The sequence below is a fragment of the Nonomuraea sp. NPDC005730 genome (genome assembly GCF_040630865.1).
In the GTDB taxonomy this organism is placed as follows: domain Bacteria; phylum Actinomycetota; class Actinomycetes; order Streptosporangiales; family Streptosporangiaceae; genus Nonomuraea.
The window spans coordinates 1-20,678 of the sequence record NZ_JBEXYK010000047.1; the positions used below are offsets into that span (position 1 = coordinate 1).

Below are 20,678 nucleotides of genomic sequence, written 5' to 3' on the forward strand. Positions count from 1 at the left end.
GTGGCCGTCAGGGTCGTGTCAGTACACCTCGATCCTGTTGGCGTTGACGTCGTCGAGCACCCCGATGATGTCGCTGTAGCGAGCCGAGGTGCCGGAGCCGATCGGCAGCGCCATCGTCTCCTGGGCGTAGATCATCGCGGCGCGCACGGTGCCCAGGCCCAGCCGCCTGGTCGTCGCCGAGTCGATCGCCGTCCCGGCGTTGACGCGCCTGGTCGCCAGGTTGAAGTACGTGCCCAGGGCGTGCTCGCGGAGCACGGTCTTGGGCCCGTTGGTGTCGTGGAAGGCGGAGTCGATCTCGGCCGCCGACAGGGCGCCGCTCCGGTCGCTGTCGTAGCGCTGGTCGGTGGCCTGGATGCGGGCCAGGTACTCGGCCGTCCACTGTCCTGAATGGTTCGTCCAGTAGCCCTTGGACAGCGGATCCCTGGTGGGCGGAACGGCCGTGACCGTGGTCGTGACCGAGTCCGAGACCGGGTCGAAGGTGCACGCCCCGCCGGTGTTCTTGTAGGTCACGGACACCTCGCTCGCGTACGCCGTGCCCGCCGTCGCCAGCAGTGTCGGCCGCGCGGTGAAGACGATGTTCCGTTCGCCGGACTTGGCGGGCAGCGCGCCCACGTTCCAGACCAGCGTCCTGGTGCCGTCGGCGTTGAGCGTCACCGAGTCCGGCTTCGGCCCGGCACCCAGGTCGAGCGCCTTGCTGTAGTAGACGCCGGCGGGCAGCGTGCCGGTGATGACGGCGTCGGAGGCGCCGCCACCGCCGGTGTTCGCGTAGGCGATGGTGTACGAGATCGCCTCACCGGCGTTGACCGTGGCCGTCGCCGTCTCGTTCACCGTCAGCACCGGGGCGCGCACCGTGGTCGCGGCGCGGGCGGTGTTGTCGCTGGTGTACGGGTCGGGCACGCCGTTCGTGTCCTTCCCGGTCACCGTGACGGTGTTGGTGAGCACCGTGCCGTCGGTCGTGTCGCACGGCACCTGGTAGGTGAACTTCGGCGTGACGGTGTGCACGTCGTCCTTGTTCAGGTCGGGCACCGGGCGTTGCCGGGTGGTGCCGTCGGGCAGCATGTCGGTGAGCGAGACGGCGGTGGCCTTGCCCGGCCCGAGGTCGGTGACGTCGACGGTGTAGGTCACGGTGTCCCCGCCATCGGCTTCGGCCTGGTCGGCGGACTTGGTGACCTTCAGGTCGGCCTGCTGCGACAGGGCCAGGACCATCTCCTCCGTCATCTCGTCAGGCATGCTCCGCGGCACCCCGTCGTTGAAGCCGTCGGCGTTGAGCCTGGGGTTGTACTGCAGGTGGGCCCAGTCGTCGTAGCCGTGCAGCGTCTGGGTGTCATCGGTGATGTTGCATCCCTTGCCCCGGATGCCGATGGACTCGATGTAGTTGATGTCAGCGGGGATGTCGCCCTCTGTGTTGCCCTTTTCTCCGTTCCAGTCGATCGGGCCGCTGTTGGCGGGCTCGACGTGGGGTTTGCCCTTGATCCCGTACACGGTGTAGCGGTCGGGGTGCGGCGTTCCGCGCACGCCGAGGTTCTCGTTGAGGTGTCTCTCCACGAGCCGGGTGGCGTCGGTGGTGCCGAGCGCGGTGCCGGTGGCCGTGCTGCTGTAGTCCATGGGCCGGGTGAAGTTGATGTCGGGGAACTGGAGCGCGTAGTTCATCACGCTCAGGTAATTGGGTTTGCAGTTGACCTCGTCGTCGCCGCCGTGGCCCAGGCTGAGCGTGTGCCCGAGCTCGTGCATGAAGGTCGAGGCCTGGGCGACCCTCAGTCCGCCGACGTCGTTGATCGCCTTGGCGCCCCACGTGCCGAGCGTCACGACGAAGTCGTTGCCGCCCTGGGGGCCGACGGCGTACCACTCGGAGTTGCCCGAGGAGTCGGGATCTTCGAGGTAGCTCTCGGCGAAGATCATGTAGCGGTACACGTCGCGTTTGGCCTTCAGGATGTTCGCGCAGTTCCCGTCGTTGCGGTCGGCGAGGGTGCCGAAGTGTCCTGTGCAGGGGCCGGCCGGTTCGCCGTTCTTCAGCTCGTTGAAGTCCACGAGTACCGGATCGGACTTCTCGAACCGGATGTTGGACGTCTTCGGCAGTTCCTCGTCCTTCAGCACGTGGAGAGTGACGCCCAGGTATCTGGTCGCCGCCGGATGGGCCGGGTCGGGGTGGTAAGGGTCGACCGGTGCTCTGGCGAAGGCGTCCACGACGTCGCCGAGCCCGAACCAGTCGGGCTCGTTGTCCTTCATGTAGTCCGCTTCGACGAACAGGTCCTTGCGGTAGGGCAGCGCGTTGTACGGCGGGTCGCCCAGGGCCAGGTCGACGTTGTTGTCGTTGTTGACGTCGTAGCCCACGCCCGGCGTCTCCCAGGCGTTCATGATGCCGTCGCCGTCGCTGTCGGCGGCGCCGCCCGTGGTCCTGGCCAGCGTGATGCAGGCGGGTGTGGTGATGGTGAAGAAGCCGCGGGCCGAGTCAGGGCCGGTGGTCTCGCTCTCCCCCGACAGGGTCAGGGCGCCGGCGCCCTGCTCGGCGGTCAGGCCGCCGCCGGTGAAGACGCACGTGTTCAGGTCGAACTTGAGATCCAGGTAATCGCCGTTCTTGGCCCAGTGAATGACGTTGTTCTGGCTCAGGTCGTCCTGGTCCCACAGTTCCAGGTGGATGTCGACGGGATTCTGGCTGGTGTCGACCGTGGCCTTGTGGACCCAGTTGGTCCGGAAGTCGGGGCCGTGGGCACAGCAGTAATCGTCCTCGCCGTCGTACAGGTCCTCGTTCCCGATCTTGAATTTGGGGTAGTAGTCGTTGCCGCAGGACTCGCCCGCGCCCTCGTCGCACGACAGCTCGACCACCCGGTACAGGCTGACGGTGACCTCCACGGTCGCCGCCTGGGCCGGGCTCGGACCGAGATACGCCAACCAGGCCAGCACCAGTAACGATGCGGCCAACGCACGAATGCTTCTCATTCCGCGCCCCCTCCAGACTGTGCATCCAGCTCAGTATGCGAAGGCGCGAAACAGGGCGCGTGAGTAACCGGGTACTCAAGCCGCGCGTCTCTATCATCGTGAACGTGCCTGGCATCCGCGGGACTACGACGCCGATTCCGTACGACTCCTTCATCTCCTACAGCCGGGCCGCCGACGGGCTGCTCGGCCCCGCTCTGCGTGATGGGCTGCACCAGTTCGCCCGTCCCTGGTACAAACTGCGGGCGTTGCGGGTCTTCTGCGACGCCCGCAGCCTGTCGGCGTCACCGGGACTGTGGACGACGATCGAGGCCGCGCTCGATGCCTCGCGCTGTTTCGTCCTGCTGGCCTCCCCCGAGTCGGCGCGTTCGGTGTGGGTGCGGCGGGAGATCGAGCACTGGCGCTCGCTCGAACCGGGACGGCCCATCTTCCTCATGCTCACCGGCGGCGACCTCGTCTGGGACCACGCGGCCGGGCACTTCGACGAGACCCTGACCACGGCGCTGCCCGAGTCGCTGCTCACGTCGTTCACCGAGGTCCCCCTGTGGGCGGACCTGCGCTCGATCCGCAGCCAGAGCGACCTCTCGCTGAGCAACCCGGCCTTCCTCGACGCCGTCGCGACGCTCGCCGCCACCCTGCACGGCAGGGCCAAGGACGAGCTCGTCGGCGACGACGTCCGGCAGCACCGGCTGGTCCGGCGCTTCCGGCGGCTCTCGTGGACCGGGCTGTCCGTCCTCACCACGGCGGCGGTCGTCGCGGCCACCGTGGCCGTCCACGCGGCCGACGTCGCCGACGCCCAACGCGTCAGAGCCGACGCCGAGCGCGACCAGGCCCTGTCGTACCTGGCCGGTGATCGCGGCATCCAGATCGGCGAGAGTGATCCGGTCGTCTCCGGCCTGTTGTCGGCCACCGCCTGGCACTTCGCCCAGACCCCCGAGGCCCGCTACGGCATGGTGGCCGCCCTGGCCTCCCCGGTGCGCGCCACCCTGGACAGTGGCTCCTACAAGGGCGGCGCGGTGGCCTTCAGCCCGGACGGCCGGACCCTGGCCACCGGCGGCACGGACGGCACCACCCGCCTGTGGGATCCGGCGACCGGCCGGCCCGTGGGGGATCCGATCAAGGACGGCGGCCTTGCCCTGGCCTTCAGCCCGGACGGCCGGACCCTCGCCGTCGCCGGCTCCGACGGGACGATCAGGCTGTGGGACCTCTCCACCAGGACAGCGGTCCCGCTCACGGGTCATCGGTCCGTCGTGTGGGCCCTGGCCTTCAGCCCGGACGGCCGGACCCTGGCCAGCGCGGGCCAGGACGCCACCGCCCGGCTGTGGGACCCCGCCACCGGGAAACCCGTCGGACGACCTCTCAAAGGCCACACCGACGAGGTCAGCGGGGTGGCGTTCAGCCCGGACGGCAGAATCCTCGCCACCGCCGGCCGTGACAGGATCGCCCGCTTGTGGAACCCCGCCACGGGAAGACCCGTCGGAAAGCCCCTCAAGGGCCACACCGACGAGATCCGAGCCGTCGCGTTCAGCCCGGACGGCCGGACGCTGGCCACCGGCGGCTACCAAGGAGAAATCCGGCTGTGGGACCCCGCCACCGGGAAGCCCGTCGGGCGACCTCTCACAGGTCACACCGGCGCCGTCACCGGACTCGCGTTCACCAAGGACGGCCGGACCCTGGCCTCCGGCAGCTGGGACAGGACCGCCCGGCTGTGGAACCTGGCGACCCGGCGCCCGGCCGGCGACGCGTTCACCGGCCACAGCGGCTTCGTCTTCGGCGTGGCTCTCAGCCCGGACGGCGGAACCCTGGCCACCGTCAGCGGGGACGGGACCACCCGGCTCTGGCGCGCCGCCGCCCGGCGGCCGGTCACCGACCCGCTCACCGGCCACAAGGGCGAAGTCTCGCAGCTGGCGTACAGCAAGAACGGCAACATCCTGATCAGCAGCGGAGAGGACGGAACCATCCGCGTCTGGGACCGGCTGACCGGCAGGCAACTCGGCCCGCCGATCCGCGGCAGGCACCCGTTCGTATGGCCGGTGGCGATCAGCCCGGACGACAGGACGCTGGCCGTCGGTGACGACGAGGGCGGTCTCCACCTGTGGGACCTGGCCACCCGGCAGCGGATCGGCACCCCCGTCAAGGCCGCGGCCGGCACCATCTCCGTGCTGACGTTCAGTCCGGACGGCAGGACCCTGGCCATTGCCTCCGGCAAGGGACTCCTCCAGTTATGGGATCCCGCCACCCGCCGTCCGGTCACCGATCCGACCAAGGCCCACAGCTACATCCTCCACCAGATCGTCTTCAGCCGGGACGGCAGGATCATGGCCACCATGGGAGGCGGCACGGCCAGGCTCTGGGACACCGCCACCCGGCGGCCGATCGGCGCCCCGATCGCGGGCTTCGGCGTCACCTGGCTGGCCTTGAGCCCGGACACCAAGCTCCTGGCCACCGTGGGAGATCAGGGAACGGTCAGGATCTGGGACACGGCAGGCCGCCGCCCCAAGGGCGCCTTCAAGGATCGCACGGGCACCATCTCCACCGTCGAGTTCAGCCCGGACGGCAGAACGCTGGCCACCGACGCCGCCGCAGGCGTCCAGCTCTGGGACGCGGCCACGACGAAGCCGATCGGGAACCCGTTCAAGGGCGGCGAAGGCGCCATCTCGTCGCTGGCCTTCAGCCCGGACGGCCGGACCCTGGCCGCCGGCTCCTACGACAAGGGAACGATCCTGCAATGGAAGGTGGACGTCCCGGCGGATCCGTTCCCCTCGCTCTGCGCGGCGGCCGGTCGCTCACTCACCGAGCAGGAGTGGGGCCGCTACCTGCCGTCCGGCACCCCCTTCGAGAAGGTCTGCTGAAAGCACGGCCGACCCCCTACAGCCGGAGGGCGGATCACACGTAAAGTCTGATCGTCGCAGTCGGCCGAGGAATGGAACCCCCGGATGAAGGCACGTGTCGTCGCGATCATGCAGGTGCGGTGGGTGCGGCTGCTCGCGTCGGCGCTCGTCGGCGCCGTCGTGGGCCTGGCGATCTTCGAGATGACCGAGGCGGGCGGCCGGTGGATCTTCGTCGTCACCGGTGCGGCCGCCGGCATGGCCGCCGTGATCATGGTCCAGTTCTATGCCAGGACGGCCAGGCTGACCGAGGTGAAGGTCACCGTGCCGCAGCTCAGCGAGCTCACCTTCCTGGTGAACAACGAGAGCCGCCAGGTGGCCTGGCACCTGTTCGTCGAGACCGTCACCCGGGTCTCCGTTCAGTCACTCGACGACGAGGAGGGCCTGGTCAGGGAGGCCATGAACTCTCTGTACGGCCTGTTCGCCACCACCCGCGACGCCCTCAAGACCAGCCGCCCCTCAGCCCCCGTGCCAGGCGGGCAGACCGTGGAGTACTTCGCGATCTCGATGCTCAACAAGGAACTGCGCCCGTTCCTGTCCAGGTGGCACCCGCTGCTGACCGCCTGGGAACGGGCGCATCCAGGCGAACCGGAGTCGGCCTGGCCCGGCGACCAGGAATGCCGGGCCCATCTGCGCCTGCTCCAGTCCGCCATCTCCGCGTACGCGGAGGGCTTCGGCCACCTCGCCGGCATCCGTGACCCGCAAACGCTGATCGTGGGCATGATGCCCGCCGGGTCGCCGGTCCCTCCGACTGCCGGGATGACCTGAACCCCACGGGCTTCAGGTCCGCTGTCTGAGCAGTGTGTCATCACCCGGCAGATCACGGTGGCCCGGGGCCTGCGGCTGACCCCTGTCGGGCGGGGTGCATAGAGGGCAGACGCGCCGCCCGGGTCGGGTCGCCGCGTCCGCGCCCGGTGCATGCGAGCCCGGAGCCCACTCGCCACGTCTGTGACCATTTGCCCAATATGAACGCTCGCCCCCTCTTTACTGCTACATATCCGAAATGATTGCCTTTTATTTGTCTTTCGATACTCCTTGCCTTCTGCAGAAAATCGGCGCGCTTTATCGCTTCACCGGAGGGGTATCTCAAATTTGCAACCATTTAGGGGCAGCTATTGACCCCGTTCGTTCGAATCTGGCATCTACAGGGGAAACACGTGGCTCAACACCAGAGCGGGCGCGCTTCGCACCCACTCGGCATCACACGTACGCTGGCGTTTGCTCTAGCCGCTACGGCAACCAGCGCACTCACGGCTCTTTCAATTCCAGCGCCAGCATTTGCCGGCGTCCACGCGACATCGGTCGTCAGCGTTCACGGCCTCGCGGATGCCAAGGTCGTGAAAGCGAACAATCGCTCCTTCCCCATCGGGATGGAAGACGACAACGCTGTCGCGATCGACTCGGCCTTCCAGGGGGACCCGGAGGACGAGGAGAGGCCGCCGACCAAGTTCGTAGGGGTCATTCGGGAGCACAACGTACTGATCAGGGATCCGCGGACGACGCCACGATGGCACGACCTGTCCTCGCGGCTGCCCAGAAATTTCGGCCGCCTGGTCGACATCACTCTGGCTGCGCCCGACGAGGGGTCGACAGTGCACGTCACCGTGCTCAACGCACACTCCCGCATAGCGCAGAGCACGTGCACCGTCTTCCCGCCTCCGGGCACCACGGCGACGCGGCCCTGGCCTGCCAACTGCAGCCCCTTCGTCGACATCACGCCGCCCGCCTGAGTCGACCGGGTCAGATCCGCTGACGCCGCTTGCCGTGCCCCGAACCTCTGGGGCACGGCATTCGCGTTGATCGCGACCGTTCTCGGCCCGTGTCGGGCCATCGGTCACAGGCATTGCGCTGTGTCGCCGTCCAGGCAGTGGACTCGTCCCCATGGGGGATGCCACGTGCGTCGGCGGCGAACCAGCGGCCGCCGCCGAGGGCGGCGCGCCTCTGGCCGGAAACGCAGCAACACACCGGAAGAGGCAGCGGGGGTTTCGCAGGATGCGCTTCGGATCCAGCGGATGAGGCTGCCGGCCTCGGCGCACGCACCCGAAGTACTGAGCGCCGAACGGGGGCAGGACAGCCGCGCGCCCGGCGGGATGGGTAACCCCGCCGGGCGGCTGATGCCTCACTCGTGTCACGCCGAATTGCTGGCGAGGTCCTTTCCTCCAGCATCGTCGACACTTTCACGTAGCCGATGGCTGGAAGGAGTCGGGCGCGGTCCGCGATCACGCTTGCGAGTCACGGCGACATAGAGGGTGGGCACCAGCACCAGCGTCAGGAGCGTCGAGGTCACCAGGCCGCCGATCACCACGATCGCCAGCGGCTGCGAGATGAACCCGCCCGACCCGGTCACGCCCAGCGCCATCGGCGTCAGCGCGCAGATCGTGGCCACCGCCGTCATCAGGATCGGCCGCAACCTGCGCCGGCCGCCCTCGATCACCGCCTCGACCACGCCCATCCCCTGATCCCGGTACTGGTTGATCAGGTCGATCAGCACGATCGCGTTCGTCACCACGATGCCGATCAGCATCAGCATGCCGATCAGCGCCGGCACGCCCATCGCGGTGTCGGTCGCCACCAGCAGCCCCACCGCGCCGGTCGCCGCGAACGGGATCGACACCAGCAGGATCAGCGGCTGGACGAAGCTCCGGAACGTCGCCACCATGATCATGAACACGATCGCGATCGCCGCCAGCATCGCCATGCCCAGGTCGGAGAACGCGTCCGCCTGGTCGGCCGAGGCGCCGCCGATCTCGTACCGGGCGCCGGCGCCCAGCGCCACCGGCTCCAGCTTCGTCGTCAGCTCCTGCGTGACAGTGCCCAGATCCGACGCCTCCACCTTGCCCGACACCGTCGCGGAACGCTCGCCGTCGATCCTGGTCACCTGCGTCGGACCGGCCACCTGCTCCACCTTGGCCACCGACGACAACTTCACCAGCCCCGCCGCCGTCGGCAGCTTCAGGTCCTCGATCGCCTTGACGTCTTCGGGCGCCTCGCCCCCGCGCAGCACCAGGTCGCTGCTGCGGCCGTCCAGGGTGATCTGGCCCAGCGGCGCGCCGCGGAACGCCTGCGCCACCGCCTGGCCGACCTGCCCCTCCGACAGCCCCTTGGCCGCCGCCTTCTCCCGGTCCACCGCGACCTCGATGCGCGGCGCGCTGGCCTCCAGGTTCGACGACAGGTCACGCAGACCCTTCACCTGGCCCATCGCACCCTTGACCGCCTCGGTCGCCGTGCGCAGCGACTCGGCGTCGGGCGCCTGCACGATCACGCTCACCGTGTCGGAGGAGAACCCGCCCCCGCCGCCGGCCCCGCCGACCGTCACCTCGCCGACCCCGGACAGGCCCGTGATCTTCTCGCGGAGCTGCTGCTCCACGGTCGCCGGCTCGGCGCCGTCCTTGACCGTCACCGAGAACGACGCCCGGTCCGCGCCACCGCCCACGCCGCCCTGCATGGCGTTGCCGCCACCCACGTTGACCTGGTACGTCTCCACACCGGCCAGCCCCGACAGCACGCCCTCGACCTTCTTGGCGGCCTTGTCCGTCGTGGCCAGATCGGTGCCGACCGGCATCTTCTGCGTCAGCGAGATCGTGTTCTGGCCGGAGGAGTCCAGGAAGTTCGTCCGCAGACCGCCCGCCAGGCCCATCGTCCCGACGAACACCGCCACCCCGATCAGCACCGTCACCAGCTTGTACCGCGTGGCGAACCGCAACACCGGCAGGTACGCCCGCTGCAACGGGCTGCGCAGCTCCTTGGCCTCGGCCTCCTCACGCTGGGCCCGCGCCTGCTCCGGCGACAACGCCGGCGCCTTGAGGAACCAGTACGCCAGCACCGGCACCACCGTCAGCGACACCACCAGCGAGGCCAGCAACGCCACCGCCACCGTCACCGCGAACGGCCGGAACAACTCCCCGACCATGCCGCCCACGATCGCGATCGGCGCGAACACCGCCACCGTCGTCAGCGTCGAGGCCGTCACCGCCCCCGACACCTCCCGCACCGCGGTCAGGATGGCCTGCAGCTTGGCCTCGCCGTAACCCAGATGGCGCTTGATGTTCTCCAGCACCACGATCGAGTCGTCGACCACCCGGCCCACCGCGATCGTCAGCGCGCCCAGCGTCAGCATGTTGAGCGAGTAGTCGCCCGCCCACAGCGCCAGCAACGCGATCACCACCGACAGCGGGATCGACACCGCCGTCACCAGCGTCGAACGCACCGACAGCAGGAACACCAGGATGACCAGCACCGCGAACGCCAGCCCCAGCAGGCCCTCGGTGGTCAGGTTCTCGATCGACTCCTCCACGTACGGCGCCTGGTCGAACACCACCGACACCTGCGTGTCGGAGGAGTCGCCCAGCGACCGCGTCAGCTCCGGCAGCTTCTCGCGGATCTCGTGGGAGATCGTCACCGCGTTGCCGTCGGGCGTCATCGTCACCGACACGCCAAGGCTGGTCTTCCCGTCGGTACGGGTGATCGTCGAGGCATCGGCCAGGCCACGCTTGATCTCGGCCACGTCACCGAGCTTGACCGGCTTGAGCCGCGCCACCTGCTGCGGCACGGCCGCCCGGCCCGTCTGGGGCGGCTGCCCGGCCTGCGGGCGGCCCTGCGCCTGCCCCGGAGTCTGGGCCGGGGTCTGGGCCTGCTGGGCAGGCTGCGCGGGGGTCAGGTAGAGGTTCTTCAGCTTCTCCAGCGAGTCGACCCGCGCCCCCACCTGCACGGTCAGCGACCTGCCGTCGGAGGTCAGCGACCCGGCCGGGATCGGCGTGCCGTTCGCCTTGAGCACCTCGGGGATCTGCGCCGCCGACACCCCGGCCAGCGCCATCTTCTTGACGTCCGGCTCGATCGTGACGACCTCGTCACGGGTGCCGGTGACCGCGGCCTCGCGCACCCCCTCGACGCTCTGCAACTCCGGCACCATGATCCGGCGCAGCTTGTCGGCCATCGCCCGCTCGTCGCCGCCGTCGCCCACCGCCAGCACCAGCACCGGGATGTCGTCGGTGTTGCCCGCCACCACCTGCGGATCGACGCCCTGCGGGAGCGTGATCCGGGCGACGGCCTGCTGCATCTTGTTCAGCGAGGCCTCGATGTCGGTGCCGTACTCGAAGGCCACCTGGATCTGGGCCATGCCCTCCTTCGACGTGGAGGTCATCTGCTCCATGCCGGGGATCCCCTGGAAGGAGTCCTCGATCGGCTTCGTCACCTGGTCTTCGACGATCTCCGGCGAGGCACCCGGGAAGGGCGCGATGACGAACGCGCCCGGGAACGCCAACGACGGCAGGAGCTGCTGCTTCAACTGCGGGATCGTGAACGCGCCGAACGCGGTGATCACGACCGCTACCAAGATGACAAGACTGCGGTTGAGCAGACTCAACCGGGCGAAAGCGGTCATAGGCTCCCCTCCAAAGTTCGCCCCAGACTAACACTTTGCCTAATACGAATATTTAGCCTGATGCAGCTTTCCTGATAACCTTCTCAGGAAGCGAGAGGTGAGCGTGAGCGACGACCGCGAAGACCTGATCCGCCGGATCACCGAGACACAGCGCGACCTGGGAAGACTGTTCACCCGGCAACAGTCCCCCCTGTTCAGCTCCAATCTCACCATCCGGCAGCTCCGCGTCGTCATGCAGCTGTCGACGCACGGCTCCGCCTCGGGCCAGGACCTCGCCCACACCCTCGGCGTCAGCCTGGCCACCGTCACCGGCATCGTCGACCGCCTGGTCGCCCAGGGCCTGGTCAGCCGGCACGAAGACGCCAACGACCGCCGGGTGCGCCGGGTCGAGCTCACCCCCGCCGGCGCCACCCTGATCGCCGAGATCAACGACGCGGGCCTCAGACACTACAAGCGCATCATGTCCCACCTGGACACCGAGACCCTGCGCGCCCTCGACCACGCCACCCGCCGCATCCACGAAGTCGCGGACAAGCTCTACAACGAGTGACCCGCCCGGCGCGCTCCCGATCGCGGCTGCCTTTTCGGTGAAATTCGGGTGAATATCACCGACCCGGCGGCTTTACATTGTAGATTTCAGGCGGGACAACATCGCCGGCAGTTCGCCCTCGTGGGCCACCGTCAGCCGCCGCGTCGCCCGCGTCACCGCCACGTACAGGTCGTGGCCGCCCATCGGCGACTGCTCCAGGATCCCCGCCGGGTCGACCACCACCACCCCGTCGAACTCCAGGCCCTTGGCCTGCGTCACCGTCAGCACCACCACCGGCGCGTCCAGGTCGTCCGCCCCCGGGAACAGGGCCGCCACCCGCGCGTGCAGCCCGTCGGGTGTGATGACCCCCAACCGGCCGCCCTCGCCCCGCGCGCCCAGCTCGGCCAGCTCCGCCGCCACCAGCGCCGGCAGCTCCTCCACCCGCGCCCGCACCGCGCGCGGCTCGTCGCCGCCGTCCCGCACCGACTCCGGCGGCTCCTGCCACGGCGCCACCGCCGCCAGCACGTCGGCCGCCACCCGCATGATCTCCACCGGCGTGCGGTAGTTGACCAGCAGCCGCTCCTCCCGCCAGCGCCCTTCCAGGTACGGGTCGAGCACCTGCGCCCACGAGCGCGCCCCCGCCGCCGACCCCGTCTGGGCCAGGTCGCCCACCACGGTCAGCGACCGCGCCGGGACCCGCCGCACCACCATCCGCCAGGCCATCGGCGACAACTCCTGCGCCTCGTCCACGATCACGTGCCCGTACGCCCACGTGCGGTCGGCCGCCGCCCGTTCGGCCGTCGTCAGCCCCGCGCCGTCGTCGGCCTGCCGCTCGGCCAGCACCTCGGCCCGGTCGAAGACGCCCTCCTCCAGCAGGCCGGTGCTCTCCAGCACCTCGCGCGCGTACAGTTCCTGCTCGGCCCACTCCTCCCCCGCGCGCCGCGCCGCCACCCGGTCGGCCGAGTCGTCGTGGCCCAGCAGCTCGGCCGCCTCGTCCAGCAGCGGCACGTCGCCGACCGTCCACGGCGACTCGCGGGGCCGCACCAGCGGCGTCCAGTCCAGGCCCGGCGGGCACACCGACCACAACGTGTCCGGCGCGGACAGCAGATCGGCGACCAGCTCCTGCGGCGTCAGCTCCGGCCACAGCTCGGCCACCGCGCGCCGCACCGGCTCCTCCCCCCACAGCCGCTCGGCCGCCAGCGCGATGTCCGTCTCGTCCAGGTCGCCCTCCAGGTCCAGCGGCTCGGCCAGCTCCGGGTCGTCTTCCGCCAGCTCCTCCAGGTGCAGCGACTCCTCCAGCGCCCGCGCCTCCGCCCTGGCCAGCTCCTTCAGCAGCTCGGTGACGTACAGCTTGCGGGCCATGTTGTGCGGCAGGCGCACCGCCCGCGCCCGCTCGCGCAGCCGCACGCACACCGCGTGCGGCACGCGCAGCCGCAGGCCGTCGAGCTCCACCTGCAGATCCGCCGCGGGCACCCGCTGCCGGTCGGCCACCGCCGCGGCCACCACCTCGGCCATCCGCAGATCGCCCTTGACCACCGCGGCCGCCGGCGGATCGGCGGCCCCCGCCCGCACCCCCGGGAACAGCTCGCCCACCGTGGCCATCACCACCTGCGTCTCCCCCAGCGCCGGCAGCACCTGCCCGATGTAGCGCAGGAACATCGGATTGGGCCCCACCACCAGCACCCCGCGCCGCTCCAGCGTGTCGCGGTGGGTGTAGAGCAGATAGGCGGCCCGGTGCAGGGCCGCGACGGTCTTGCCGGTGCCCGGCCCGCCCTGCACCACCAGCGCCCCCTGCAGGCCCGCCCTGATCACCCGGTCCTGCTCGATCTGGATCGTGGCCACCACGTCGCCCATCCGGCCGGTACGGCCGCGCCGCAGCGCCGCCAGCAGCGCCGCCTCCCCCACCAGCGTGCGCCGGTCGCCGTCGGACATGCCGTCCAGGTCGAACACCTCGTCGTCGATGCCGACCACCGTGCGGTCCTTCAGGTGCAGATGCCTGCGCCGCACCAGGCCGCCCGGGTCGGTGGCGGTGGCCACGTAGAACGGGCGCGCGGCCGGGGCCCGCCAGTCGATCAGCACCGACTCGTGGTCCTCGTCGCGCAGCCCGATCCGGCCGACGTACATGCTGACGCCGCCGGAGTCGTCGATCCGGCCGAAGCACAGGCCGCGCTCCACCGCGTTGAGCTGGGCCAGCCGCCGCGCCTGCTCGGAGGCCGTCACCTCGCGCTCGAACCGCGCCTGCCGGGTGCCCAGCGCGCCGCCGCCGGCGTACACCTGGCGCAGCGTCGCCTGCGCCCGCTCCCTGGCCGCGTCGAGCCGGGCGTACAGCCACCGGACCGTACGCTGCTCGTTGTCAAGGGCTTCCGCGAGACCATCTTGACGATTAGCCATTCCCTGCTATACTCCTTTACGGGAGTTCTGTGGAGCCGCTTCTCATATTGCCGAGCTCACGAGCTTAGCCCTCCTTCGCCTCTCCGGCAACCGACGCCGCTCGCCCGCCTTCCCGTGGCTGGTGCTAACTTGAGCGGTCGTGTCGGACTATCTGCGTGACCTGTTCTCCCTGCACGGCCGCCGCGCGCTCGTCACCGGCGGCAGTTCCGGCATCGGCCTGGCCATGGCCGAGGCGATCGGCCGGGCCGGAGCCGAGGTCGTGCTCGCCGCCCGCAGGCCCGCCGAGCTCGACCGGGCCGCCGAGCGGCTGCGCGCCCACGGCGTCACCACCTCCGCCCTCAGCGCCGACCTGCACGACCGGGACGACCTCGCCCGCCTGTGCGCCGCCGCCGGAGAGATCGACATCCTGGTCAACGCCGCCGGCAACAACATCCGCAAGCCCATGGCCGAGCTCACCCCCGGCGACTACGAGCAGACCATCGCCGTGCATCTGACCGCCCCCTACCTGCTCGGCCAGCACTTCGGCCCCCGCATGGCCGCCCGCGGCCATGGCCGCATCATCAACATCGGCTCCCAGCAGTCCATCAGCGCCTTCGGCCACAGCGGCGTGTACGGCGCGGCCAAGGCCGCCGTCACCGGCCTCACCCGCTCGCAGGCCGAGGCGTGGTCGGCCCACGGCGTCTGCGTCAACACGATCATCCCCGGATTCGTGCTCACCCCGCTGACCGAGCCCGCCCAGGCCGTCCCCGGCCGTGTCGAGGAGCTGGCCGCCCGGCACATGACCGGCCGCAACGGCCTGCCCGGCGACTTCGCGGGCGCGGCGGTGTTCCTGGCGGGGGACGCCTCGGCGTTCGTCACCGGTCAGCTGCTCTTCGTCGACGGCGGTTTCTCCGTGCACTGACGGTGACGCTCCTCCCGATCCGACGCCTTTACGTTGTAGATCACTTCAGGCACGGCGGCGGGCGCGGTAGGCGCTGGCCTTGGCGCGGTTCTGGCACGACAGGCCGCAGAACCGGCGCGAGGCGTTACGGGTGGCGTCGAAGAAGACCAGCTCGCACGCCGCCGCCTCGCAGGTGCGCAGCCGTACCCCCTGGCCGACGCCGATCACCATGGCCAGGGCGGTGGCCGTGTCGGCCGCCCACGCGTCCACCAGGCCGGCGGCGGGGCCGTGGAAGGCCAGGACGGGCGGGTCGCCGTGCAGGTTGGGCACGGCGCCGTGCCGCAGCAGGGCCCGGTTCAGCGCGGCCGGCGCGGCGGGGCCGGCGGTGAAGGCGGGCCACAACTCGTCGGCCACCCCGGCCAGCCGGTCGGCGTCGGCGCTGGTCAGCGCCCTGCTGGGCGTCCATCCGTACTGGACGAAGGCGGCGTCGAGAGCGGCGCGCCGGTCGGCGGGCGGCTCGGCGGGACGACCACGCGCCTGGGTGACGGCCAGTTCGTTGACCAGCAGGACGGCCAGATCAACCCATCTTCCGACATAGCTGTCTATTTGGGATTGGCCGGTGATGCGCCACGCGTCTGTCGTCACCGGCGGAGCTTACCCAGACGGCGAGGCCGGCCGAGTCAGGGTCACTCGAAGCCGGGGGCGGGCTGCCACAGGCTGATCTCGGTCCCCTGGTCGTCGGTGCAGGAGCAGCCGCGGCCGGACTTGCTCTCGTAGACCTCGCCGGTCGTGCCGCCGAGCTCGCGCACCCGCTCGACGGCGGCGTCGATGTCCTCGACGTGGTAGTAGAGGTTGGGCTGCGCGGACGGGCCGGCGGCGTGCAGGCCCATCGGCACGTCGGTGTTGGTGACGTGCAGGTAGCGCTCGTGCTCGCGCCTGAACTCCCAGCCGAACAGCGGCCCGTAGAAGGCCGCCGCCCGCTCCAGGTCCTCGACCGACAGGGTGTAGTAACCCAGCTGGACACTCATGCACGTCTCCCCGCAACAATTGCCGTTATCGTTAAGCACCAACACCATAACGGAAGCAGGCAAAGATTAACAACGACGTTAACGACCTGGACGCCACGCTGGCCGCCCTCGCCGACCCCACCCGGCGCAAGGTGATCGACCTGCTGCGCGAGGGCCCGCGCCCGGCCGGCGAGCTGGCCCAGGCGGTGCGGATGAGCGCCCCCGCGCTCAGCAGGCACCTGCGCGTGTTGCGGGCCGGCGGCCTGGTGCGCGCGGAGGCGGGCGGCGACGACGCCCGGCTGCGGCTCTACACCCTGTGCCAGGAGCCGTTCGCGGCGCTGCAGGCGTGGCTGGACCAGGTGCAGGCGTTCTGGGCCGAGCAGCTCGGCTCGTTCAAGGACCACGTGGAGCGCGGGCGGTGACCGCGGTGCGGGCGGCGGTCGTCGTGCCGGTCGATCCGGCGACCGCGTTCCGGATGTTCACCGACGAGATCGACCAGTGGTACGTGCGCGGCCGCCACAGCTGGGTCGACCCCGCCCGCGCGGTGGCCATCCGCTTCCAGGACGGCTACCTGCGCGAGCTCTGGGACGACGGCGGCCACGCCGACATGGGCCGGATCGTGCGCTGGGAGCCGCCCCGCCGCCTGGTCTGGGCCGACCTGCTCAACCCGGGCGGCCGGATGGAGATCGAGGTGTCCTTCACCGCGGTCGAGGACGGCACGCAGGTGCTGCTCGAACACCGCGGCCTGGACAGCCTGCCCCCGGACGTGGCCGGCCGCATCCGCCGCGGCTACTCCTGGAACATCGTCCTGGGCTGGTTCGCCGCCCGATGGACGCGAGCGTGATCAGCGGCGGCCGTACTTCTTGTGCACGGCCTGCTTGCTGACGCCGATCGCGTCGGCGATCTGCGCCCAGGGCAGGCCCGCCACCCTGGCCCGGCGCACCTGGACGGCCTCCAGGCGCTCGATCTCGCGCCGCAGCGCGGTGGTGGCGTGCAGGGCCAGCAGCGGATCGTCGTCCTGCGCCTGCCTCATCAGGGACGCCAGGTCGTTGGTCATGCCCCTAAAGGTAGTCCACGATCTCCCGCCGGCTCAGCGGGTCATCGGGCGTCCAGGACCAGACGGACGCCGAGGCCGATGAGCACGACGCCGGAGATCTGCTCCAGGCGGCGCCTGACGGCCGGGCGGCCGAGGAAGTCCCTGGCCTTGGCGACGGTCCAGATGAGCAGGCCGTACCAGACGGTGTCCACCAGCACCCAGACGACGGCGAGGGTCACCAGCGTCAGCGGCACGTTCTGCCCGGCCGGCACGAACGGCGGCAGGAACGACATCGCGAACACCGCGGCCTTGGGGTTGGCCAGGCAGGTGCCGAGCCCCGACAGGTAGGACCTGCGCAGCCCGGCCACCGCCTCGCCCGCCACCGGCGGGGTTCCCCTGCGCGAGTTCCACAGCGCCTGCGCGCCCATCACCACCAGCACGACCGCGCCCGTGACGCGCATGACGTCGTAGGCGACCTGCGAGGCCACGAGCAGCGCCGACAGCCCGAACGTGGCGGCCAGCCCCCACAGCAGGATGCCGGTCTCGTTGCCCAGCGTGGCCGCCAGGCCGGAGCCGCGGCCGGAGCGGAGCGTCTGACGCAGGATGATGGCGGTGCTCACGCCGGGGACCATGGCCACCAGGAAGCACGCGCCCACGAAAGCCAGAAGGTACATGGTGGGCATGCTGACAGAGAAGGCGGCCTTTTTTCTCGCGATTTTTCCGGACAAGTTGATCTAGAGGTACAGCTTGCCGAGGCCGGCCACCGCCTCGGCCATCAGCGCCCGCAACTCGGCCGGCTCCAGCACCTCGACGTCGGCGCCCATGCGCAGCAGCAGCCAGCGGGCGTGGGTGAGCGACTCGACCGGCACGGTGAGCGTCCGCCAGCCCTCGGGGTCGGGCTCGCCCGCCGCGGCCAGCGCCGCGGCGACCACGTCGGACCCCATCGTGTACGCCAGCAGGTCCTCCCGGCCGGGCGCCAGCCTGATGACGGCCTCGGCGGTGTACATGCGCTCGCGGAACTCCTTGGCGTACTCCCGCCAGAACGCCGCCAGCTCGAACCCCTCCGGCCTGCGGAAACGGCCGGGGAGCTGCTCGACGGTGAGGATGCGCGAGACTCGGTAGGTGCGCGGTGTGCCCTCGGGCGGGGCGGCGACCAGGTACCAGGAGCCGCCCTTGAGCACCAGCCCGTACGGGTGGATCACCCGGTCGACCTCCCGCCGGCCCCACCGGCGGTAGGTCATGTGCAGCGGCCGCCGTTCCCACACCGCCTCGGCCACGTCGCTCAGGTGCGGCACGTCGTCGGCCGAGCGGTACCAGCCGGGCACGTCCAGCAGGAAACGTTCGCGCATGCGCGAGGCGTGCGAGCGCGGCTCGGGCGGCAGCGCGGCCAGCAGCTTCAGCTCCGCGGCCGCCGCGACCTCGGCCAGCCCCAGCTCGGCGGCCGGTCCCGGCAGCCCGGCCAGGAACAGCGAGGACGCCTCCTCGGCCGTCAGCCCGGTCAGGCGGGTGCGGTAGCCGTCCAGGAGCTGGTAGCCGCCCGCCGGTCCGCGGTCGGCGTAGACCGGGACGCCGGCCGCCGACAGGGCCTCGACGTCCCGGTAGACCGTACGGATCGACACCTCCAGCTCGGCGGCCAGCTCGGGCGCGGTCATGCGGCCTCGCGTCTGCAGCAGCAGGAGGAGGGAGAGCAGACGGCTGGCACGCATATTCGTCATTGTATTGCGCACATTTTCGGTGTTTGTATGAACAGATGGAACGTGTGACCGCCATCATGAACGCCCTGCGCGCCCAGGACAGCGTCTCGGTGACCGAGCTCGCCGAGCGGCACGGCGTGTCGGAGATGACGATCCGGCGCGACCTGGACGAGCTGGCCCAGCAGGGCGTGGTCCGCCGGGTCAGGGGCGGGGCGCTGTCCCTGCTGCTGCGCGGCGAGGAGCCGCCGTTCGGGGTGCGCGAGCGGGAGGCGGTGGAGGCCAAGCGGCGTATCGGCGTCCAGGTCGCGGCGCTGATCGCCGACGGGGAGGCGGTCGTGCTGGACGGCGGCACCACCGTGCTGGAGGTGGCCCGCGCCCTGGCCGGACGGCGGCTGACCGCGCTGCCGCTGGCGTTGCAGGCCGTCTCGGTGCTGGCCGCCGCGCCGCGGGTGCGCCTGGTCCTGCCCGGTGGCGAGGTGCGCAAGGGCGAGCTGAACGTGACCGGCCCGCTCGCCGAGAGCTCGATCGCGGCGCTGCGCTTCGACACCGCGGTGATCGGTTGTTGCGGCCTGTCGGCCGAGCACGGCCTGACCGCGCACGACCTGCCCGAGGTCGCGGTCAAACGGGCGGCCATCGCCGCCGCCCGGCGGGTGATCGTGGCCTGCGACTCGGGCAAGTTCTCCCGTACGGCCTTCGGCGCGGTCTGCCCGATCTCCCGCCTGGACGTCGTGGTGACCGACGACGGCGTGCCGCCCGAGCAGCGTGACGCGCTCGTCGCGGCCGGGGTGGACGTCAAGGGGGCCGGATGAGACGCGAACGGACGGCCGTCTACCTGCTGTTCTTCCTGGCCGGCCTGGCCATCGGCACCTGGACGGCCCGCATCCCCGCCATCAAGGAGGGTCTCGGGCTCGACGCGGGACGGCTCAGCCTGGCGCTGCTGGCCATCGCCGCGGGCGCCGTCGCGGGCATGACGACCGTCGGCCGCCTGGTGGACCGCTACGGCAGCAGCCGCGTCATGATCCCGGCGGCCCTGCTGCAGGGCGTGGTGCTGGTGCCACCCGCCTTCGCCCCGAGCCTGGGCGCGCTGGCCGCCGCGCTGCTGGTCTTCGGGATCGTCCACGGCGTCCTGGACGTGTCCATGAACGCCAACGCCGTCGAGGTGGAACGCGCCCACGGGCGGCCGGTGATGTCGTCCTTCCACGCCGTCTACAGCATCGGCGGGTTCGCCGGGGCCACGACGGGCGGGGTGTTCGCGCAGGCGGGGCTGCCGCCGTCGGTGACGTTCGGGTGCGTGGGGGCGGTGATCGCCGTGCTGGCGGTGTGGGCCGGGCGGTGGGCGCTGCGCTCGGTGCCCGCTCCCCTACCGGCCGGCGGCTCGGGGTCCGGGCGGCCCAAGGGCATCCTGTTCCTCGGCGTGTTGGCCTTCTGCTGCCTGGTGGGCGAGGGGGCGGCGGCCGACTGGAGCTCGGTCTACCTGCGCGAGAACCTGGCCTCCTCGGCCGGGTTCGCCGCCGCCGGGTACGCCGCGTTCTCGATCGCGATGACCGCGGGACGGCTGGCGGGTGACCGGCTGGCGGCCCGGTTCGGGCCGGTGGCGCTGGTGCGGTGCTGCGGGCTGCTGGCGGCGGCGGGGCTCGGGCTGGCGCTGCTCGGCGGGGGGCCGGTGGCCGGGGTGGTGGGGTTCGGCTGCTTCGGGGCGGGGCTGTCGTGCATCGTGCCGCAGGTGTTCTCGGCCGCGGGGCACCGGGACCCGGCCTTCGCCGGGCGGGCGCTGGCGCGGGTGGCGTCCGTGGGGTACCTGGGGTTCCTGTCCGGGCCGGTGATCATCGGGGCGGTGGCCCAGCTCGCCGGGTTGCCGCGGGCGCTGGCCGTACCGGCGCTGATGGCGGCCTTCGTCGCCCTGACGGCTCCCGCGCTGCGCCCTTAGGCGTCCGATCGC

The 20,678-nt window shown here is 71.0% G+C and carries 17 protein-coding genes; 9 read left to right on the forward strand and 8 right to left on the reverse strand.

Annotated elements, in window-relative coordinates:
* Positions 1 to 18: 18 nt before the first annotated feature.
* Positions 19 to 2,919, reverse strand: a complete 2,901-nt coding sequence (locus ABZ444_RS36450; RefSeq protein ID WP_358007265.1) for a hypothetical protein — start codon at positions 2,917 to 2,919, stop codon at positions 19 to 21.
* Between the two features lie 122 nt (positions 2,920 to 3,041).
* Here ABZ444_RS36450 and ABZ444_RS36455 point away from each other — a divergent pair, with 122 nt between their 5' ends.
* The 3 genes from ABZ444_RS36455 to ABZ444_RS36465 all read left to right on the forward strand — a co-directional run bounded on the left by ABZ444_RS36455 (position 3,042) and on the right by ABZ444_RS36465 (position 7,552).
* Positions 3,042 to 5,786: a PQQ-binding-like beta-propeller repeat protein gene (locus ABZ444_RS36455; protein ID WP_358007267.1), complete on the forward strand. Its 2,745-nt coding sequence runs from the start codon at positions 3,042 to 3,044 to the stop codon at positions 5,784 to 5,786.
* 84 nt (positions 5,787 to 5,870) lie between these two features.
* Complete coding sequence (locus ABZ444_RS36460) at positions 5,871 to 6,590, forward strand: hypothetical protein (protein WP_358007270.1); 720 nt, start codon at positions 5,871 to 5,873, stop codon at positions 6,588 to 6,590.
* Positions 6,591 to 6,979: 389 nt separating this feature from the next.
* The gene (locus ABZ444_RS36465) at positions 6,980 to 7,552 is read left to right on the forward strand and encodes a hypothetical protein (protein ID WP_358007273.1); all 573 of its coding nucleotides are present in this window, start codon (positions 6,980 to 6,982) and stop codon (positions 7,550 to 7,552) included.
* 398 nt (positions 7,553 to 7,950) lie between these two features.
* On the opposite strand, the gene ABZ444_RS36470 is transcribed toward ABZ444_RS36465, so the two are convergent.
* Positions 7,951 to 11,202 (reverse strand): efflux RND transporter permease subunit, encoded by a 3,252-nt coding sequence (locus ABZ444_RS36470; protein ID WP_358007276.1) that lies wholly within the window; start codon positions 11,200 to 11,202, stop codon positions 7,951 to 7,953.
* A 97-nt stretch (positions 11,203 to 11,299) separates the two neighbouring features.
* On the opposite strand from ABZ444_RS36470, the gene ABZ444_RS36475 reads away from it, so the two are divergent.
* A complete protein-coding gene (locus ABZ444_RS36475) occupies positions 11,300 to 11,752 on the forward strand; it encodes a MarR family transcriptional regulator (RefSeq protein WP_358007279.1) in 453 nt (150 codons plus the stop codon).
* Positions 11,753 to 11,824: 72 nt separating this feature from the next.
* On the opposite strand, the gene ABZ444_RS36480 is transcribed toward ABZ444_RS36475, so the two are convergent.
* A complete protein-coding gene (locus tag ABZ444_RS36480; RefSeq protein WP_358007282.1) occupies positions 11,825 to 14,122 on the reverse strand; it encodes an ATP-binding domain-containing protein in 2,298 nt (765 codons plus the stop codon).
* A gap of 139 nt (positions 14,123 to 14,261) precedes the next feature.
* On the opposite strand from ABZ444_RS36480, the gene ABZ444_RS36485 reads away from it, so the two are divergent.
* Complete coding sequence (locus ABZ444_RS36485; protein WP_358007285.1) at positions 14,262 to 15,023, forward strand: SDR family oxidoreductase; 762 nt, start codon at positions 14,262 to 14,264, stop codon at positions 15,021 to 15,023.
* 45 nt (positions 15,024 to 15,068) lie between these two features.
* Here ABZ444_RS36485 and ABZ444_RS36490 read toward each other — a convergent pair whose 3' ends face one another.
* Positions 15,069 to 15,647 (reverse strand): CGNR zinc finger domain-containing protein, encoded by a 579-nt coding sequence (locus tag ABZ444_RS36490; RefSeq protein ID WP_358007288.1) that lies wholly within the window; start codon positions 15,645 to 15,647, stop codon positions 15,069 to 15,071.
* 41 nt (positions 15,648 to 15,688) lie between these two features.
* On the reverse strand, positions 15,689 to 16,030 hold the full coding sequence (locus ABZ444_RS36495) for a VOC family protein (RefSeq protein ID WP_357975799.1): 342 nt from the start codon (positions 16,028 to 16,030) through the stop codon (positions 15,689 to 15,691).
* Between the two features lie 98 nt (positions 16,031 to 16,128).
* On the opposite strand from ABZ444_RS36495, the gene ABZ444_RS36500 reads away from it, so the two are divergent.
* Positions 16,129 to 16,431 carry a metalloregulator ArsR/SmtB family transcription factor gene (locus ABZ444_RS36500; protein ID WP_358007455.1) on the forward strand — a complete coding sequence of 101 codons (303 nt, stop codon included), beginning with the start codon at positions 16,129 to 16,131 and terminating at the stop codon, positions 16,429 to 16,431.
* Positions 16,428 to 16,853 (forward strand): SRPBCC domain-containing protein, encoded by a 426-nt coding sequence (locus ABZ444_RS36505; RefSeq protein WP_358007291.1) that lies wholly within the window; start codon positions 16,428 to 16,430, stop codon positions 16,851 to 16,853. Before ABZ444_RS36500 ends, ABZ444_RS36505 begins: the two co-directional genes overlap by 4 nt.
* Here ABZ444_RS36505 and ABZ444_RS36510 read toward each other — a convergent pair whose 3' ends face one another.
* Genes ABZ444_RS36510 through ABZ444_RS36520 form a run of 3 tightly spaced genes read right to left on the reverse strand, consistent with a single transcriptional unit; the run spans position 16,854 to position 18,751 of the window.
* Positions 16,854 to 17,066, reverse strand: coding sequence for a hypothetical protein (locus ABZ444_RS36510; protein WP_352328267.1), 213 nt, complete (start codon positions 17,064 to 17,066; stop codon positions 16,854 to 16,856).
* Positions 17,067 to 17,107: 41 nt separating this feature from the next.
* Positions 17,108 to 17,719: a LysE family translocator gene (locus ABZ444_RS36515; protein WP_358007294.1), complete on the reverse strand. Its 612-nt coding sequence runs from the start codon at positions 17,717 to 17,719 to the stop codon at positions 17,108 to 17,110.
* A gap of 60 nt (positions 17,720 to 17,779) precedes the next feature.
* The gene (locus tag ABZ444_RS36520; RefSeq protein ID WP_358007297.1) at positions 17,780 to 18,751 is read right to left on the reverse strand and encodes a transcriptional regulator; all 972 of its coding nucleotides are present in this window, start codon (positions 18,749 to 18,751) and stop codon (positions 17,780 to 17,782) included.
* Positions 18,752 to 18,795: 44 nt separating this feature from the next.
* Between ABZ444_RS36520 and ABZ444_RS36525 the strand changes: the two genes are divergently transcribed.
* Both ABZ444_RS36525 and ABZ444_RS36530 read left to right on the forward strand, forming a co-directional pair.
* Positions 18,796 to 19,548: a DeoR/GlpR family DNA-binding transcription regulator gene (locus ABZ444_RS36525; protein WP_358007300.1), complete on the forward strand. Its 753-nt coding sequence runs from the start codon at positions 18,796 to 18,798 to the stop codon at positions 19,546 to 19,548.
* Entirely contained in the window at positions 19,545 to 20,666 is a 1,122-nt protein-coding gene (locus ABZ444_RS36530; protein ID WP_358007303.1) for an MFS transporter, read from the forward strand. The genes ABZ444_RS36525 and ABZ444_RS36530 overlap by 4 nt, the downstream gene beginning before the upstream one ends.
* Positions 20,667 to 20,678: the final 12 nt, after the last annotated feature.